We start from the raw sequence: 18,779 nt of genomic DNA, 5'->3' as shown, positions 1-18,779 counted from the left end.
CGGCGAGGCTAGGGGCGGCTGGTTAGCCACCGGTTACGCGCCACGGGAACCTCCTCCCGGTCCGCGCTGTCGCGCCGCTCCGGCAGGGACAGGGCGAAGAGGCGTACCAAGGGGTGGAACAGGTAGCAGGGCCGGCCCCACTCGTCGGCTCCGCTGACCTCCAGCAGGGCGGCGTCGGCCATCGCCTCCAGCAGCAGCTCGGCGTCCTGCTCGGGCAGGCCGAGCAGGACTGCGGCCTCCAGCGCGGAGAACGGTTCGGGGCCGAGGCCGGCCAGCGCGGGCAGCGTCCCGCGCGCCTGCGGCTCCAGCGCTCGCCAGGACGGCAGCAGCGCGCCGTGCACGTCCAGGTCACCCGAACGCAGTTCGCGCAGCCGGGTGGCGGGATCGGCGAGCCGCCGGGCGAGCCGGTCCGGCGTGAAGTGCGGCCGGGCGGCGATCCGGGTGCCCACGATCCGCAGCGCCAGCGGCAGGCCGGCGCAGTGCTCGACGATGACGGCCGCCGCACCGGGGGCCGCGGCGATCCGGTCGGGGCCCGCGGCGGCGGCGAGCATCTCCAGTGCCGGGCCCTCCTCCAGCGGATCCAGGGCGACGGTGTGCGCCCCGGCCACGGTGGGCAGGGCGGTGCGTCCGGTCACGAGGACCGCGGGCTCAGGGGTGTTGGGCAGCAGCGGGCCGAGCTGGGCGGCGCTCTCGGCGTTGTCCAGCAGGACGAGCAGGCGTCTGCCGCCGGTCCTGTCGCGGTAGAGACGGACCAGCTCCTCCGGATCGCCGGCGGCGGCGGCGTCCACGGGGCGGCCGAGGGAACGCAGCAGGTGCAGCAGCACCTGTCCGGCGGGCCGCGGGGTGCCGTCCGGGGCGCGCAGGTCGGCGTACAACTGCCCGTCGGGGAAGTGCTGCTTGCAGCGGTGTGCCGCGTGCACGGCCAGCGTGGTCTTGCCGACCCCGGCCATGCCGGTCACCAGGACGCGGCGCGGGCGGCCGGGCGCGGCGGCGTCCGGCGCGAGCGCCCGGTGGAGCACGTCCAGCTCGCGCTCCCGGCCGGTGAAGTCCACGGTGTCCGGGGGGAGGGTGGCGGGGGCGCCGTGGGGCTCGTCCTCGGTCCGCTCCGGCGGGCGCGGCACGGCGCGCGCCCGGGTCCGCGGCTGCGGCAGGCGCACGAGCGAGCCGTCGAGCAGGGCCTGGTAGGTGGCCTGCAGCTCCTCGCCGGGGTCCACGCCGAGCTCCTCGGCCAGTACCTCGCGGCCGTGGTGGTAGAGGTGGATCGCGTCGGCCTGCCTGCCGCTGCGGCACAGGGCGGTCATCAGCTGGCTGCGGAAGCGCTCGCGCAGAGGGAACTCCGCCACCAGGCCGGTGAGTTCGACGGTGATCTGCTCGTGCCGGCCGAGCGCCAGGTCCGCCGTGATCCGGTGCTCCAGCGTCGACGCGCGGGCCTCGGCCAGGCAGGGCGCCTCGGCGTCGAAGAGGTGGTCCGTGGTGTTCGCGAGAGGGCGGCCGTTCCAGCGCGCCAGCGCCTCGCCCAGAAAATCGCCCGCCTTGTCGAAGTCCCCCGCGAACAGAGCGTCCCGGCCTTTGCAATCAAATTCTTCGAATTCTGTCAGGTCGAGGCTGGAATTCCCGATCGACATGACATAGCCGGGGGGCCTGCGGTCGATGAGGACGTCGTCGCCGAGTATTTTCCGCAGCCGCGAAATGTAGGTGTACAGCTGTGCGTTCGCGGTGGCCGGCGGCGCCCACCCCCACAGCAGACGGCTCAGCCGCTCGTCGGACACGACCTCTTCGCGGGCCAGCAGGAGCGCAGCCAGCACCGTATGCAGCTTGGTGCCGGACAGCGGCGCCCTGCGTCCCTGGTCGCGCGCCTCGACCGGCCCGAGAACTCGGAATTCCATGGGCACCCCCGTTCGTGATCCATGTGACGAATCTACGGACGAAGATATTGGCTCCCGCTGTCACCCCGTTATCGTTTTGATTTCACGAGGTCCCGGCACGGAAAACCGTAGGGACAGGCCGGGAAAAGGGCGCGTCCCTACTGTCCGTCGGACCGCAGCAAGCGGCAATGAAGGTCGACGGACGAGGCGGAATCGATATGCGCATCACGATGACGGGAAAGCGGGCGACGATGGCCGGTCTGATCGTACTGACGGGACTGATCGGGGGCTCCGGCGCGGCCGGAGCGGGCACCACGACGCACACCGACACGGTGGCGGGCGACGACGACATGCCGTGGGGCGTCGTCGAACCGGTCGCGCCGCGGACCGCCTCCGACGACGACATGCCCTGGGGCTGACCTCCGCGCCGCGACGGCGCAACGCCCCCGGCTCTGCACGCCGATGAGTACCGGGGCCCGGGGCCGAGCCCCGCGACGACGCGCCGTCGGGCCCGCTGGGCCCCGGCGCCGGTCAGTCCGGCCGGTCCGCCAGCAGGAGTTGCAGCGCCTGCGGCGTGAGGGATCGTTCCCCTTCGCTGCCGGCAGGACCGCCGCCCTCGCCGCGTACCCGTGCGAGCAGCCGCGTCACCCGCGCCCGCCAGGGCTGGGCCCCCACCTCGCCCAGCGCCGCGTGGGCCCTCTCGAACCGTTCCGCCGCGGCCGCGTGGTGGCCGCCGATCGCCTCGACACAGCCGAGATCGGTCTCCACGCGCGCGTAGAGAAAGCGGTCGGCCAGCTCCTCGGTGATCTCCAGCGCCTCGTTCAGTGTGCGCTCGGCCGCCGGGAGCAGACCCAGGGTCCACTGCGTCTCGCCGAGCCCGCGCAGCGCATGGGCCTCGCCGATCCGGTCGCCCTCCCTGCGGGACAGCTGCAGCACCTCGTGGAAGGACTCGGCGGCCAGGTCCAGATCGCCCGCCCGCAACCGCACCTCGGCCAGCCGGTAGATGCTCTGCGTCTCGGCACGCACCGACCCGGTCCGCCGGCTCAGAGCCAGCGCCTCGACGGCCAGCGGCAGCGCCCGCTCCACTTCACCGCGGTCCAGTTCGATCTGGGCGAGGTAGCCGAGCAGATGGGCCTCGTTGCCGGTGTCGCCGGCCTCGTGGAAGCCCTGGAGCGCCGCCCTGCAGTACTCGAGCGCCCGGTCCCAGTCGCCCTGGAAACGGGCGCACATGGCCAGGTTCCGCTGGGCGAGCGCCGCTCCGGGGACGTCGCCGCTCTCCGCGAGCAGCCGCAGCGCGGCGAGGTTCCAGCCCTCGGCCTGCTCGTAGCGCCGCTGGTAGATGGCGAGCGAGCCCAGCACCCGCAGCATGGTGGCCTCGCCCGTCCGGTCGCCGGTACGCCGGGCCGACGACAGCGCGGCCTCGGCACAGCGCTGCCAGTCCTCCAGGTAGTTCCTGGTCTCGAAGTGGGGCACGGCGCTCTCGGTCAGCGCCCAGGCGTACCGCTCCCGGCCCGTCTCGGCCGCGTGCACCACCATGTCCGTGACGGTGGCGCGCTCGGAGTCGAACCACTCCAGCGGTGCGGCCAGCAGCTCGTCCGCCGTGCCCCGCAGGAAGCGTGGCGCCGGCTCCGGCGGATGGCCGACGGGGAACTGCCGCCCGTCCAGCCGCCGGTGGGCCTCCTGAGCGAGCCAGAGCCAGGCGGCGAAGATCCGGTCCAGCGCCGCGTCGCACTCCGCCTGCGTCTCGTCCGCCTCGGCGCGCTCGCGGGCGAACAGCTGTAGCAGGTCCTGGAATCGGTAGCGGGCCGCGCGGCCCGGCACCGGTTCGACCGTCTCCAGCAGCTGGGCGTCGACGAGCTGGTCGAGAAGCTGCTCGGCGTGCCACAGGTCGGTCCCCAGCGCCGCCGCCCCGACCCAGGCCGCGAAGTCCGCGGTGCGCAGCAGTCCCAGCCTGCGGTACATCCGGGCCGCCTCGGGGGACAGATCGCGGTACGTCAGCCGGAAACCGGCCCGCACGCCGCCCTGTGAGGGGCTCAGCTCGTCCAGCCGCCGGCGCTGGTCGCTCAGCCGTTCCACCAGCCCGCGCACGGTCAGGCCGGGCTTGGTGGCGAGCCGCGCCCCCGCTATCCGCAGCGCCAGCGGAAGACAGTCGCACAGCGCGCTCAACTGCTCCAGCGCCACCGGGTCGCTGCCGAACCGGTCGGCGCCGGCGATCCTCGTGAGCAGTGTGGTGGCCTCGGCCGGCGGGAGGACGCGCAGTCTGATCCTCAGGGCCGTGTAGTCGCCGGTCACGTCGTCCAGGGCCTCGCGTCCCGTGGCCAGCACGACACTGCGGCCACCGCCCGGCAGGAGGGGTCTGAGCTGGGCGAAGGACCGCACATTGTCGAGGACGACAAGTGCCTTCCTGGTGCTGAGCAGACTGCGGAACAGCGCCGCGCGCTCGTCCGGTTCCGCGGGGATCTGCGGGCCGGGCGTCCCGAGGGCGCGCAGAAAGCGGTCCAGCACCACCGCGGGGGAGACAGGCGGGTTCTCCTCGTCGTAGCCGCGCAGGTCGGCGAAGAGCTGGCCGTCGGGGAAGCGGTCGGCGGCCTGGCTCGCCCAGTGGACGGCGAGGGCCGTCTTGCCCACCCCGCCGACGCCGACGATCGTCGCCAGGGCCGGTGCGTGCGGCTGGTACGGCTCCTTCAACAGCCGGTCCAGCCGGGCCAGTTCCTCCTGGCGGCCGGTGAACCGCATGACGTCCGCGGGCAGTTGGGCCGGGGTGGTAGGGACGGCGACCGGGGCGGCGGGCGCGGCGGCGACCGGCCTGGTCAGCTCCGGCGAGTCGTGCAGGATCAGTTCGTGCAGGTGCTGGAGCGCGGGACCGGGCTCGATGCCCAGCTCCTCGTTCATCAGCGAGCGGCCCTGCCGGAACACCTCCAGGGCCTCGGCACGCTGCCCCGAGCGGTAGAGCGCCAGCATCAGGTGTTCGCGCGACTGCTCGCGCAGCGGGTGCCGGGCCACCAGCTCGCCCAGTTCGCCGGTCAGGAGCCGGTGCCGCCCCAGCTCCAGCATCAGCCCGGCGCGCTCCTCGATCAGGTCGAGCCGCAGGTGTTCCAGCCGGGCCGCCTCCGCCTCGATCCGCTCCCCGGACAGTTCGTCGAGGGCCGCACCGCGCCACTTGCTGAGCGCCTCCTCCAGCAGAGCGCACGCCTCCTCGGCCCGGCCGTGCCGTGCCGCGTCCCGCCCGCGCTCGGCCCCGTGCAGGAACTCGACGACGTCGATGCGGTGCGTGCCCCGGGCGAGGACGTAACCCGGGGGAGAGGTGAGCAGGATGTCGCTCCCGCCGGCCTCCTTGAACGTCTTGCGCAGCGTCGCCACGCATATCGCGATCTGGTTGCGGGCGGTCGCGGGAGGGGACTGGGGCCACACTGCGTCGACGAGCGTGTCGACGGACACGATCCGGTCCGCCGAGAGCAACAGCATCGCGAGAACGGTGGACTGCCGCCTGCCCTTGATGCGCAGGGGCTGCCCGTCGGCCTGTACGAGCAGCGGCCCCAGCATTCTGAAGACGAACTGATTCACTGGTCCCCCCGGCCTGTGACCTCTAGGCAGGTCGGTAACGGTACAACAAGGAAGTGGCCCCGATCAGCGGGGAGTTGGCGTGTGAACGGGGCGGACGCCGTGCCGTGGGCGGGCCGTCGGGGTGGTCCGGACGCCGCGTAGTGGTGCGCGGGCGCTCAGGACCGGGCCTGGGGGACGACGGAGCCGAGGGCGAGCGACAACTCGCGCAACACGTCGGTGGTCCGGCCGAACTCCTCCTCCCCGCCGAGCTCCCGGCACAGCCGCCGGGCCAGTTCGGCGTGACCGGCGTCGACCTCGTGGAGCACCGCCTCACCCCGCTCGGTGGCCGCCAGCAGCCGGGCGCGCCGGTGCGCGGGATTGGCACGGTAGTCGGCGAGCCCCTGCTCCACCAGCAGGTCGGCGATGCGCTGCACGCTCTGCCGGGTGACGCCCAGCATGCGCGCTATGCCCGACACGGACCGCGGCTCGTCCTCGACCGCGCCGAGGACCTGCCACTGCGCCGCGCTGAGGCCGGACGGCACGGTCAACTGGTCGAGCAGCGCCCCGAATCTGCCGTTCAGGTGGAAGACGGCCAGGGCGGTGCGGCTGAACGCGTCGACGGAACTCATGCCGTCGCGGATGTGCTCACCGGATGTCGCGACACGCACTACGGCCCCCTCCGCCGGCAGTCGACGTCCGTGGCCGGTGACGAACCCGGCCATGCGTTGCTGCACCGTACAGCCGTGCGACACGGCTGTCCATGAAGGGGAACCTGGGTGCCGGCCGGGCCCCGGGGCGACTGCCCGGGACCGCGGCGTCCGCCTTCCGCGCCGGCCCGGTCCGCGCCGCTCTCGACACGCCGGGGACGGCATGGCTACGGTTCCGGGGCGGCGGAGGATCCGCGGTACTCGGGGGAGTGAAGTGACGGCTGTGAGTGGGCGGTTCCGCTGCCTCCTGTCCGCGTACGCCGTGTCCTCCTACGGCAACTACCTCAGCCTCATCGCCCTGAGCCTGTTCACCTACGAGGTGACGGGCAGCGCGTTCGGCATCGGCGCGCTCATGGCACTGCGTCTGTTCTCCGGCATGCTCGCGGGCCTCGCCGCCGGAGCGCTGGCCGAGAAGGCGGGCCGCCGGGCCCTGATGCTCCTGGCCGACATCGCCCAGGCGTCGGCCATGGCGGTACTCGCGCTGACCGCGCCGGGCACCCGCGTGCCGCTGCTCGCCTGTGCGGTCGTGGTGCTCGGCGCGGGGAACACCCTGTTCACCGTCGCCCTGCGCAGCGCGGTGCCGGTGATGGTCGGTCACGAGGAGCGCGTACGGGCGAACGGCATGCTCGTCACGGTGCGGTCGTTCGCCACCGTGCTCGGCTTCGCGTCGGCGGCCCCCGTCATCGCATACGGCGGCTACGCGGCCGCGTTCGCGATCAACGGCGCCAGTTTCCTTCTGTCCGCTGCGGCGCTGCTCGTGCTGCGGCCCCGCACCGACGGCGACGAGGCGGACGGGTCCGCCGCACCAGGGGACGCCGGTGCGGCGGGCGGGCCGCGCGGGCTGCGCGGCCTGTCCGCGCTGCTGATCGGGATGATCCTCCTCAGGGGCGCCGACGCCCTGGCGTCGTCCTCGCACAACGTGGCCCTGCCGGTCGCCGCCGGGGCCGTGTCGCCGGACCACCCCGCCCTGTTCATGACCCGGTTCTGGGCCGCCTGGGCCGTCGGCACCCTGCTCGCCCACCAGGTGCTCAAGCGGCGTATGAGCGGAGGCCGGGCCGCGGGGGACCGTGCCTTCGCGACCGGCACCTGCGCCATGTCCCTGTTCTTCGTCCTCGCGTTCACCGGACTGCCCGCCCCCGCGCTGGTGGCCGTGGCCCTGGGCGCGGGCCTGGCGGACGGCTGCACCGAGATCGTCTACACCTCCCGGCTGCAGGCCGTCCCCGACCGGCAGCGCAGCCGGCTGTTCGGCCTGTCGGCCACGGCGGAGACCTCCGGATTCACGCTCGGGACCGTCGCCGCCGCCGCGGCGCTCGAGGCCCTGCCCGCCCTCGCCGTCGTGGGGGCGTTCCACGGAACAGCCGTATGCGGGGCGCTGGCCCTGCTGGTCCTGACGCCGCGGGGCGGTACGGCCACGCGGCGGAAACGACCCACACAAGGTGTGACACGAGGAGAAGGGACCACGCATGGAGCGCGGACGGGGACAGGCGATACGCCGGGGGCCTGAGCCGGAGTTCACCGACGACGATCCGGCAGACGCGGTCCAGGCGCTGCTGCGCGCCGCGGACGGCGCTCCCGGCGCGGCCGTCGTCACCGTCGGACCGGACGGCGCCACGACCCGGCAGACCTACCCCGAACTCCTGTCACGCGCCCGCCGCCTGCTCACCGGCCTGCGCGGCAACGGCCTGCGCCCCGGCGACGCGCTCGTGCTCTGCGGACTCCCCCTCGACCAGTTCTTCCCCGCCTTCTGGGCCGCCGTCCTCGGCGGCGCCCGGCCCGTGGCCGTCGCGGAACGCCCCGGCGACGGCACCGCGGCCCTCGAACGCCTGCGGCACACCTGCGACCTGCTGGACGGGCCGCTGGTGCTCAGCGACGCCGCCGGAGCCGCGACACTCGCCCGAACCGCCCCCGGACTGCGGGTCGCGGTCGCGGAGGACTGCCTGCGCGCGGCTCCCGCGTACGACCATGCGGAACCGGCGGGGACCGACGTCGCCCTGCTGATGCTCTCGTCCGGCAGCACGGGCGTGCCCAAGGCGGCGCAGCTGACCCACCGCGGACTCGCGGACTTCGCCGCGAGCAGCCGGCGCATCCTCGACGTGCGCCCCGGACACACGATGCTCAACTGGCTGCCCGTGGACCACAGCGGGGCCTTCCTGCTGTACCACGTGCTCGCGGTGTTCACCGGCTGCACCAACGTGCACGCCCCCACGGGACACGTCGTGGCGGAGCCCCTGCGCTGGCTCGACCTCATCGAGGAACACCGTGCCCAGCACAGCTGGGCGCCCACCTTCGCCTACCAGTTGGTCTCCGACGCGCTCGCCGAGCGGCCCGGCGGCGGCAGGCGTCTCGACCACCTCAAAACCCTGGTCTGCGGCGGCGAGCAGATCGCGCTGCCGGTGCTCCGCCGCTTCCTCGCGGCCACGGCTGCCTGCGGCGTCCGGGAGGAGCACATCGTGCCGGCGTGGGGGATGGCCGAGACGGTCACCGGCATCACGTACGGCAGGCTCGACCGGCCCGGAACCGTGCAGCGCATCCTCAGGAGCAGCCTCGGCGGTCCGCTGGTCGCAGCCGCGGAGGACACCCCCGACGAGGACTGTGTCACCTTCGTCGCGGTCGGTTCGCCCGCGCACGGCACCACGCTGCGGCTCGTCGACGACGCGGGGGAGCCGGTCGCCGAGGACAGGATCGGCAGGCTGCAGGTGCGGTCTCGGGCTCGCGTCACACCGGGCTACGTCCGCGACCCGGAGGCCGACGCGGCCGCCTTCCCCGGGGAACCCGGCTGGCTCGACACCGGTGACCTCGCCTTCTTCGCGGAGGATCAGCTGGTGATCACCGGCAGGCGCAAGGACCTGATCATCCTCAACGGTCACAACATCTCCTGTCACGAGGTGGAGGACGCCGCCACCGCCGTCACCGGCGTCCGCACGGGCGACGTGGCCGCGTGCGGAGTCCCCGACCCCGACAGCGGGACCGAGACCCTGGCGGTGTTCTTCGTGAGCCGTGGCGCCCGCGAGGACGTGCGCATCGAGAAGGAGCTCAAGTCGGTGCTGTACGCCCGGCTCCGGCTCACCGCGTCCCATGTCGTGCCGGTTGTGCCGGACGCGTTCCCGAGGACTCCGGCCGGCAAGGTGCGCCGAGGCGACCTGCGCGACCGGCTGGCCGCAGGCGGGCCCCTCGCCCCGGTTCCCGCTGCCGCCCTCCCGCACCCGGACGAGGCGTCCTGCGTCGTGCAGGAGGAGCTCACGGCGGTGCTCGGGCGCCCGGTGCCCGCGCACGTCCCGTTCTACGAACTGGGCCTGAACTCCGTGAAGCTGGTACGGCTGCGCGTCCGTCTGGAGGAGCGCCTCGGCAGGGAGATCGCGCAGACCGTGCTCTTCGAGCACCCCACGGCCGCCGAGCTGGCGGCCCACCTGGCCGCGCTCCCCGGGCCGTTCGCAGGGACGGCCGCCGACGCCGCGCCGCGGGCAGCAGCGGATGCGGGTACGGGCGCGGCTGCGTGTCGGCAGCCCGGCGGGGGTGCGGGTACGCGTCGCACCCCCGGCGCGGACTCGGGTGGCGATCCGGCTGCGGGGGCGGACCACCGCATCGCCGTCATCGGCATGTCGGTCCGCTTCCCCGGGGCGGACTCGACGGCGCAGTTCTGGGCGAATCTGCGGGACGGCGTGGACAGCGTCCGCCGCTTCACGCACGGCGACCTGATGTCCGCAGGGCTGTCCGCCGAAGAGGCGCGGGCCACGGACCGGGTACCGGTCGCCGGTGTCCTCGACGGCGTCGAGGAGTTCGACGCGGACTTCTTCGGTGTGAGCCCCAGGGAGGCCGGACTCACCCACCCGGCCCACCGGTTGTTCCTCGAATGCTGCCACGAGGCACTGGAGGACGGCGGCTACGCGGCGACCGGTCCCGGGACCCGCGTCGGGGTGTTCGCCGGCTCCGGAATGAACCTCTACGGCCACCAGCAGCCGCCCGCGTCCTCCCCCGACGACGGCGATCCCGCCACCGGCATGCAGACGGCCATCGGACAGCAGCCGGACTTCCTCGCCTCCCGGGTCGCCTACCGGCTCGGCCTCACCGGCCCCGCCATCGGCGTCCAGACCGCGTGCTCGACCTCGCTGGTCGCCGTCCACCTCGCCGTCCAGGCCCTGCTGAGCGGTGACACGGACCTGGCGCTGGCGGGCGCAGCGGCCGTGCACACCCCCCAGGAGACGGGCTACCGCAGCCACCCCGGGTCCATCCTGTCGCCCACCGGACGCTGCCGCGCCTTCGACGCGGACGCCGACGGCACCGTGGGCGGCAACGGCGTGGCCGCCGTCCTCCTCAAGCGGCTCGACCGGGCCCTCGCCGACGGGGACACCGTGCACGCCGTGATCCTCGGCTCGGCGGTCAACAACGACGGAGCCGGCAAGGTCGGGTTCAGCGCGCCCGGCGTCGCGGGCCAGGTCGAGGTCGTACGGCAGGCACTGCGCCGGGCGGCGGTCCCCGCGGACACCGTCTCGTACGTCGAGGCGCACGGCACGGGCACACGGCTCGGCGACCCGGTGGAGTTCGAGGCACTCGCCCGGGCTCTCGGCGAGGACACCGACCGGACGGGCTTCTGCACCGTGGGCTCGGTGAAACCGGCCATCGGACACCTCGACAGCTGCGCGGGCATGGCCGGTCTCGTCAAGACCGTGCTCATGCTCGAACACCGCACCCTGGTGCCGACGCTCAACCTCGACCGGCCCAACCCCGAACTGCGCCTGGCCGGCGGCCCCTTGGTGCTCGGCACGGCGACCGCACCCTGGCGGACGCGGGACGGCGTGCCGCGCAGGGCGGGCGTCAGCGCGCTCGGGGTCGGCGGCACCAACGCCCATGTGATCCTGGAAGAGGCCCCCGAGCGCACGGAGCCCGCCGGCCCCGGTCCCGTGGACGAGCCGGTCCTCCTACCACTGTCGGCGCGCGACCCCCGGGCACTGGACGAGTACGCCACCCGGCTGCGCGAGCACCTGCTCGCACACCCCGGGCTCGCGGCCGCCGACGTGGCCGCGACGCTCGCGCTCGGCCGCCCGCACCGCGCGGCACGCACGGCTGTCGTCGGCAGGACGGTCCGTGATCTGGCCCGCGCGCTGGAAAGCCCGCCCGGCCCGGTGACGCCCCTCGGTTCCGTCGCCTTCGCCTGCAGCGGGCAGGGCAGCGCCCGGCGCGGCATGGCACGCGGCATCTGGGACGCCTACCCCGAGGCCCGCCGGATCCTCGAACGCTGTGAACGCGTCCACGCCGACGAGTTCGGCGGCACCCTGCTCCCGCTGCTCCTCGGCGCCGAGGGGGACGACGGGCACGACGACGGCGTCTGGCCCACCGACACCGCCCAACCGGCCCTGTTCGCCCACCATATGGCGCTCATCGAGGTCTGGCGCGCGTTCGGTGTGCGCCCCGCCCTGCTCCTCGGGCACAGCCTCGGCGAGTACGCGGCCCTGTGCGCGGGCGGCGCCCTGTCCCTGGAGGACGGCCTGCGGCTCACCGCACGGCGCGGCGGACTGATGCGGGAGGCCGCCGCTCCGGGCGGGATGCTCGCGGTGCGTACCGACGCCGCGACCGCCGAACGGATCGCCTGGGCGGCGGGAGCCGAGCCCGCGGCCTGCAACGGGCCGCGGTCCCAGGTGATATCCGGGTCGGAGTGGGCCCTGGGGGAGGCGGCACGCCTGCTCGCGGAGGCGGACATACCGTGGCGTGCGCTGCCGGTGGACCGGGCGTTCCACTCGGCCGCGCTGGACGAGGCGCTCCGCGCATTCCGCGCGTACGCAGAGAAGACGACGTACGCGCCGCTGCACACCCCGCTCGCCTCGGGACTCGACGGCGTGCTGCGCGCCGCGGGCTGGACCGTCGACGCCGAGTACCTCTGCCGGCAGGCGAGGCAGCCGGTCCGGTTCGACCGGGCGGTGGCCACCGCATCCGGGCAGGGGTGCGCGGACTTCCTGGAGATCGGGGCGGGCAGCACGCTCGCGGGCCTGGGCAGGCACTGCGCACCGGAGAGCCGCTGGTACAGCGGCCAGGGAGAGGGCGCCGAGCAGCCGGCCGGGATCATGCGGACGCTCGGTGAGCTGTACCGCGCGGGGGCCGCATTCGACTGGCGGGCCGTCGTCAGGAGCGGGGGCAGGGTCCCCCTGCCCGGGCATCCGTTGCGGCGCCGCAGGGTCACCACCACCGTGCCCGCGCGGGCGGCGGCCGGTCCTGCCGCCGGACCGGGGCCGGTCGCCGTGCCCGAACCGGCGCCCGTACCCGTGTCCGAACTCGCACAGACGGGCCACGGGCCCGTACCGTCCGGCGAACTGCTCGACGACATCAGGCGGTTGACCGCGCAGAAGCTCGGGACCGACATCGCCGACACCTCACCCGACGCCTCGTTCTTCGCCCTGGGCGCCGACTCGCTCGCCCTGATGGGCATGGTGGCCGAACTGGAGAGCCGCCACGGGGTGCGTGTCCGGGTCCGGGATCTGTTCTCGGACGCGGACACCCCGCGGAAGCTGGCGGCCCACGTGGCGGACCTGCGGGGTGACGGGGCCGCCGCGCCCGCCGTACAGCCTGCAGCCGCGTCCCCGGCAGAGTCCCTCGCAGCGGCGGCTTCACCGCCCGGGTCCGAACCCGCCGCACCACCCGCGTCCGAACCTGCCGCGCCCGCGTCCGAACCCGCCGCGCAGCCCGCGGCCGTGGCCGGGCCCGACGGGCGGGACGCCGCGCATCCGGCCGTCGAGGAGAGCCTGCACCAGCTGTTCGCGCAGCAGATCCGGCTCGCCGAGAACCTCGTGGAGCAGGTGACCGGTCTGCTCACCCGCCAACTGGACGCCCTCCCCGGCGCCCAGCCGACCCCACCGGCCTCACCGACCCCACCGGCCCAGCCGGTCGCGCCGCCCCGCCCGGCGCCCCTCGCGCCGCCCGCAGCCGCGGCACCGCAGGCCCTGCGCCCGGAGGCGTCGCCGCGGCCGGAGCCGGCGCGGCCGTCGTCCGGCCCGCTTCCCCACGCGGCGCACTGCGACGTCAGCCTGTACTTCTTCGGCGACTACCCGCAGGACGCCGACGGCGACAAGTACGCGCTGATCACGGAAGCGGCCGAATTCGCCGACCGGCACGGCTTCCACGCCCTGTGGTTCCCCGAACGGCACTTCAACTCCTTCGGCGCGCTGTTCCCCAACCCCTCCGTGCTCGCCGCCGCCCTGGCCGCCCGCACCGACCGGATCCGGCTGCACGCGGGCTCGGTGGTCCTGCCGCTGCACCACCCGGTCCGGGTCGCCGAGGAGTGGTCGGTCGTCGACAACCTCTCGGGCGGCCGCGCGGGTCTGTGCTTCGCGAGCGGCTGGCACGCCACGGACTTCGCCCTGGCTCCGGAGAACTTCGGCCGGCACCGCGACGTGATGTACGAGCGTTTGGAGGACGTCCGGCGTCTGTGGTCGGGACAGCCGCTCCCGGTGACCGCCGGGGACGGCACACGGACCGAGGTCCGCCTGCACCCGCGCCCCGTCCAGGCCGAACCGCCCCTGTACGTAGCGGTCGTGAGCAACCCGGACAGCTACCGGCAGGCGGCCGTGCGCGACCTCGGTGTGGTCACCAACCTGATGGCGCAGACGGTCGAGCAGCTCGCCGAGAACATCGCCCTGTACCGCCGTACCCGTGCCGAGCACGGCCTCGACCCGGACGCGGGCCGTGTGGTCGTGCTCGTGCACACATACCTCGGCGAGGACGCGGAACGGGCGCGCGCCGAGGCCTACGGGCCCTTCGTGTCGTACCTGCGGTCCTCGCTGTCCCTCTTCGACCAGGTGACCAACAGCCTCGGGTTCGAGGTGGACCTGGAGAACACGCCCGAGGACGATGTGGAGTTCCTGCTCGGCCGTGCCTACGAGCGGTACTGCGACTCACGGGCCCTGATCGGCGACGAGGACACGGCGGCCGCGACGGTTCGCCGCCTCGTGGACGCGGGCGCCGACGAGATCGCCTGCTTCGTCGACTTCGGTGTCCCGGCCGAGCGGGTGCTGGCCGCGCTGCCGGTGCTCGACCGGCTCCGGCAGCGGCGGATCGGGCGCGCAGGCACCGGAACGGCACCGGGAGAAGGGAGTACGGGCCCCACGGGGCACGAGGGACGGCGGACACCGCTGTCACCGGCACAGCGACGCATCTGGTTCCTCGAACAGCTGCACCCGGGCACCAGCATGTACCACGAGCCCAAGGCCGTACGGCTGGAGGGACTGCTGAACACCGAGGCGCTGCGGTGGGCGCTCCAGCAGGTCTGCGACCGCCACCCCGCGCTGCGCACCGTCGTCCGCGAAGCCGACGGCGTCCCCTACCAGGAGGTCCTCCCGCACGTCCGGCTCGACTGCCCGGTGGCCGACCACACCGGGGACACCGAGGAGGCCGCGCTGCGGGCCGCCATGGAGAGCGAGGGCCGGCGGATCTTCGACCTGAGCGAAGGACCCCTGGTCTCGGCCGGGCTGCTGCGCCTGGCGCACGACCGGCACCTGCTGTTCCTGCTCGCCCACCACATCGTCTTCGACTCGTCCTCCACCACCGTGCTCACCCGCGATCTCGGAGCCTTCTACCGGGCCTGGCCGCACCACGACGACACCGCCGCGCCGCCCGTGCTGCCGCCCCTGCCCGCCTTGCCGATCGTTCCGCCGGACCCCGCCCGGACGGCGGAGGCCCTCGCCCACTGGCGGCGCGAGCTGGGCGACGCCCCGGAACTGGCCCTGCCCACCGACCGTCCCCGGCCCGCGGCCAGGTCGGGCGAGGGCGCGAGCCTCACGTACGCACTCGACGCCGAACTCACCGAGAGCCTGCGCCGGTTGGCGGCCGAGCACCGCGCCACCCTGTTCATGGTGCTGACGAGCGCGATCGGCGCCGTGCTCGGCCGGTTCAGCGGACAGCGGGACGTCGTGATCGGCACCGCCGTCGCCGCGAGGCCCGCCGGCGCCGAACACCACATCGGCCTCTTCCTCGACACCGTGCCGCTGCGCCTGGACCTGTCCGGCGACCCGGACTTCGGCGAACTGCTGCGCCGGGTACGGGAGAGCAGCACCGCGGCGTTCGAGTACCGCGACGTGCCCTTCGACGAGCTCGTCGGCGCGCTCAACCCGCATCGCGACGCCGGCCGCAATCCCCTCTTCCAGGTGCTCGTGGAGTACGAGAACGAGGGGCAGGCGGAGTTCGACCCGCCTCGCCTGACCGCCACCCTGCTCGACATGCCCAGTGAGCGTGCGCCGTTCGACCTCACCCTGTACCTGACACACCACCGCGGGGGAGTGCGGTGCGCGGTCGAGTACGACACCGTCCTCTTCGACTCGTCCACGGTGAGACGACTCCTGGCCTACATGGAGAGCGTGCTGCGCCGGGCGCTCGAGACGGCGACCGCCACCCTGCCCGAACTGACGGCGCCCACCGACGCGGACCGCGCCGCCCTGTCCCGCCTCGGCCGCCTGGACGAGCCCCCGCCGGCGCACGACGACACGCTGCACGGGCTGTTCGAGGCACAGGCGCGGCGGACCCCGGACGCGACCGCGCTCGTCCACGGCGATGAACGGATCGGCTACGCGGAGCTCGACCGGCGGGCCGAGCGGCTCGCCCGGCAGCTGCGGACCCGGGGAGCGGGACGCGGCGAGCGGGTCGCGGTGCTGCTGCCCCGCGGGCCCGAGCTGATCACGGCGCTGCTCGGTGTGCTCAAGAGCGGCGCCGCGTACCTGCCGCTCGACGTCTCCCTGCCCACGGCCCGGCTCGAGCTGCTCCTCGACGACGGCACTCCGGCTCTGCTGCTCACCACGCCCGCCCTGCTCGACCGCAACCCGTCCCTCGCGGCGCGGCCGGTGCACCTGGTGGGCGGACCGGAGACGGCGGCGGGGGACGGTGTCGCGGGAGGGGCGGATATCTCCGGCCCGCTCGACGGCACGCGGCCGCAGGACCCCGCGTACTGCATCTACACCTCCGGCTCCACGGGACGTCCGAAGGGCGTCGTGGTGCCGCACCGCGGCCCGGTCGGCCTCGTGCGCGGCCATCTGGAACGGCACCCCGCGCTGCGCACCCTCCAGTGGACCTCGCCCGCCTTCGACGTCAGCGTGCAGGAGATCTTCACCACCCTGGCGGCCGGGGCGGAGCTCGTCCTCGTCGACGACGACGTGCGGCTCGACCCGGCCGCCGTCGCCGAGGCCGTGCGCCGCCACGCGGTCGAGCGGGTCTTCATGCCCTGCACCCCGCTCCGGTACTTGATGGAGACCGGTCCCGAACTGCCCTCTCTGCGCGAGCTGTTCTCGGCCGGTGAGGCACTGGACCTGAATGCCGGATTCCGCCGGTTCCTCGCCGCGCATCCCCGCTGCACGCTGTACAACCAGTACGGGCCCACCGAGACCTCGGTCGTCGTCACCTCGCACCGGGTCGACGGCGCGGAGGAACGGCCGCCCATCGGCACCCCGGTCCCCGGAGCGGGCATCCGGCTCCTGGACACGGAGGGCCGGCCGGTGCCGCTGGGCGCGGTCGGCGAGATCCACGTGTGCGGGACGCCGGTCGCGTACGGATACCACGCACGTCCCGAGGAGACGGCCGCGGCGTTCGTCACCGACGACATGGGCGCGCCCCAGTACCGGACCGGCGATCTCGCACGCTGGCGCTCGGACGGCACCCTCGCCTACCTGGGCCGCACCGACGACCAGGTCAAGATCCGCGGCCACCGGGTCGAGCCGGGAGAGATCCAGGTCGTGCTGAACGCCCGGCCGGAGGTCGCCGAGGCCGCCGTCGTCACCCGGCGCGACCGGGCCGGGGAGGCCGAACTCGTCGCCTATGTGGCCCCCGTGGAACCCGACACCGACCTCGGGCGGCTGCGCAGCGCCCTCGCCGCGGTACTCCCCGATCACCTGGTGCCGCGCCACTGGGTCCGCGTGGACCGGCTGCCCGTCAACGCGTCCGGCAAGCTGGACCGGGAACGGCTGCCCGCGCCGGACGCGGGAGCGCCGCAGCAGGGCGCCGAACCCCTCACCCCGCTGGAGAAGGACCTGCACGAACTGTGGTGCGCCGAACTCGGCCTGCCGCAGGCGTCCGTGACGCGTTCCTTCTTCGAACTGGGCGGACACTCCCTGAGCGCTGTCCGGCTGCTGAACCGGATGTCGGCGCTGCTCGGCGCCGAGCTCGGCATGGCGGAGTTCTTCCGTGCCCCCACCATCCGGGCGGTCGCGGCACGGTGCGAGGAGCACCGCTCGCCGGTGCCCGGCTCCGAAGCGGACGATCCCGTGCCCGCTGCCCGGATCGCCGCCAGGGTGCCCATGACCTCCTCGCTGCGCCGGCTGTGGCGGCGTCACCACGAACGCGCCGATCCCGGCGTCTACAACGTCGCCCACCGCATCGACCTGCACGGCGCCCTCGACGCGGACGCGCTGAAGCGCGCGCTGCGGGACCTGGTGGCACGGCACGAGGCGCTGCGCAGCAGGGCCGTCCGTCGCGACGGCGACCATCTCGTCGAGGTGCTCGCCGAGGTGCCGGTGGACGTCGGGGTCACCGACCTGACGGCGTACGCGGACGACGGGACCCGTATCGAGCGCTGGTGCCAGGACCTCGCGTGCGAGCCGTTCGCGCTGGATTGCGCACCGCTGTTCCGTTTCCGGCTCGGCCGGCTCGGCGCGGACCGCTGGGTCCTGGTGACCGTCCTGCACCACGCCGTCTGCGACGGCTGGTCGATGGGCATCATCTGGCACGACCTGCAAGAGCTCTACAACGCCCACAGCGAGGGCTCGACCCCGGCGCTCGCGCCGCCGCCGGCACAGTTCACGGACGTCGCCCGGGCGGAACACCGGCTCACCGACAGCCGCCGGGCCGCACTCGAACACTTCTGGCGCACCGAGCTCGCCGGCGTGCAGCTGAGGCCCGCCCTGCCCTGCGACCGCCCGCGTCCCGATGTGCCGTCCGGCCGGGGCGCCCTGCACACATGGGTCATCGGCGGCACCGTGCCCGCCCGCGCGGCCGAGACGGCGGAGCGTCTCGGGGTCACTCCCTACGCGGTCCTCGCCGCGGCCTTCGCCACCTGGACGGCCCGGCTGTGCGGGAGCACCGGCGACGTCGTCCTCGCGGCCTCCAGCGCCAACCGCGCCCGGCCGGAGCGGGAGGGCGTGGTCGGGCTGCTGGGCGACGCCGTGCTGCTGCGCGCCCGCCTGTCCGAGGCACCGGCGTTCGCGGACCTGGTGACGCGGCTCGGCTCGACGCTGTTCACCGCCATCGACCACCAGGACCTGCCGCTGACCGAGGTCGTCCGGCTCGTCTCGCCCCAGACGGCCGACCAACTGTTCCCCACCGTGCTGTTCACGGTGGTCACGACGACGCCGCCGGCGCTGGACCTGCGAGCGGTCTCCACCACGGTCCGCGGCCTGCCCACCCGAGCGGTGGCCCGCAACGAGCTCTACGCGGTGCTCGTCCCCCGAGGCGACACCATCGACGTCACCTTCGAGTACGCCACCGACCTCTTCGACGCGGCGACGGTCCGGGCCTGGAGCGAGGACTTCACCGCACTGCTCGCGCAGGTCACGGCGGAGCCGTCGACCCCGGTCGCGGACCTGCTGCGCCCGCCGGAGGAGGCGGGCCCCCGTTGAGCGAGCCGCCGTCCGCCGCCTGACCACACGGTCTGGCGCGCGGAAAACCCGTCGCCCGGAAGCGGAACCGCTGGCTAGACTCC

6 protein-coding genes are annotated in these 18,779 nt (G+C 74.2%); 3 read left to right on the top strand and 3 right to left on the bottom strand.

Annotated features, from left to right (window positions below):
* Positions 1-8 precede the first annotated feature (8 nt).
* On the bottom strand, positions 9-1,886 hold the full coding sequence (locus tag HW130_RS21435; protein WP_177151271.1) for an AfsR/SARP family transcriptional regulator: 1,878 nt from the start codon (positions 1,884-1,886) through the stop codon (positions 9-11).
* Positions 1,887-2,095: 209 nt separating this feature from the next.
* Here HW130_RS21435 and HW130_RS21430 point away from each other — a divergent pair, with 209 nt between their 5' ends.
* The gene (locus HW130_RS21430) at positions 2,096-2,284 is read left to right on the top strand and encodes a hypothetical protein (protein WP_177151270.1); all 189 of its coding nucleotides are present in this window, start codon (positions 2,096-2,098) and stop codon (positions 2,282-2,284) included.
* Between the two features lie 112 nt (positions 2,285-2,396).
* Here HW130_RS21430 and HW130_RS21425 read toward each other — a convergent pair whose 3' ends face one another.
* Together HW130_RS21425 and HW130_RS21420 are read right to left on the bottom strand one after the other, a co-directional pair.
* Entirely contained in the window at positions 2,397-5,429 is a 3,033-nt protein-coding gene (locus tag HW130_RS21425) for a BTAD domain-containing putative transcriptional regulator (RefSeq protein WP_177151269.1), read from the bottom strand.
* A gap of 155 nt (positions 5,430-5,584) precedes the next feature.
* Positions 5,585-6,076, bottom strand: a complete 492-nt coding sequence (locus HW130_RS21420; RefSeq protein WP_375256563.1) for a MarR family winged helix-turn-helix transcriptional regulator — start codon at positions 6,074-6,076, stop codon at positions 5,585-5,587.
* Positions 6,077-6,329: 253 nt separating this feature from the next.
* On the opposite strand from HW130_RS21420, the gene HW130_RS21415 reads away from it, so the two are divergent.
* Positions 6,330-7,619, top strand: a complete 1,290-nt coding sequence (locus HW130_RS21415; RefSeq protein WP_375256562.1) for an MFS transporter — start codon at positions 6,330-6,332, stop codon at positions 7,617-7,619.
* Complete coding sequence (locus HW130_RS21410; RefSeq protein ID WP_177151267.1) at positions 7,579-18,696, top strand: non-ribosomal peptide synthetase/type I polyketide synthase; 11,118 nt, start codon at positions 7,579-7,581, stop codon at positions 18,694-18,696. Before HW130_RS21415 ends, HW130_RS21410 begins: the two co-directional genes overlap by 41 nt.
* Positions 18,697-18,779: the final 83 nt, after the last annotated feature.

Source organism: Streptomyces sp. PKU-EA00015, from assembly GCF_013387495.1.
Taxonomy (GTDB): Bacteria; Actinomycetota; Actinomycetes; order Streptomycetales; family Streptomycetaceae; genus Streptomyces.
The sequence above is the reverse complement of the archived record's forward strand: the minus strand, read 5'-3'. Positions and strand labels throughout refer to the sequence as shown.

Coding starts and splice junctions, on each gene's coding strand:
- HW130_RS21430 (WP_177151270.1), top strand. CDS start 2,096: ATGACGGGAAAGCGGGCGACGATGGCCGGTCTGATCGTACTGACGGGA.
- HW130_RS21410 (WP_177151267.1), top strand. CDS start 7,579: ATGGAGCGCGGACGGGGACAGGCGATACGCCGGGGGCCTGAGCCGGAG.
- HW130_RS21435 (WP_177151271.1), bottom strand. CDS start 1,886: ATGGAATTCCGAGTTCTCGGGCCGGTCGAGGCGCGCGACCAGGGACGC.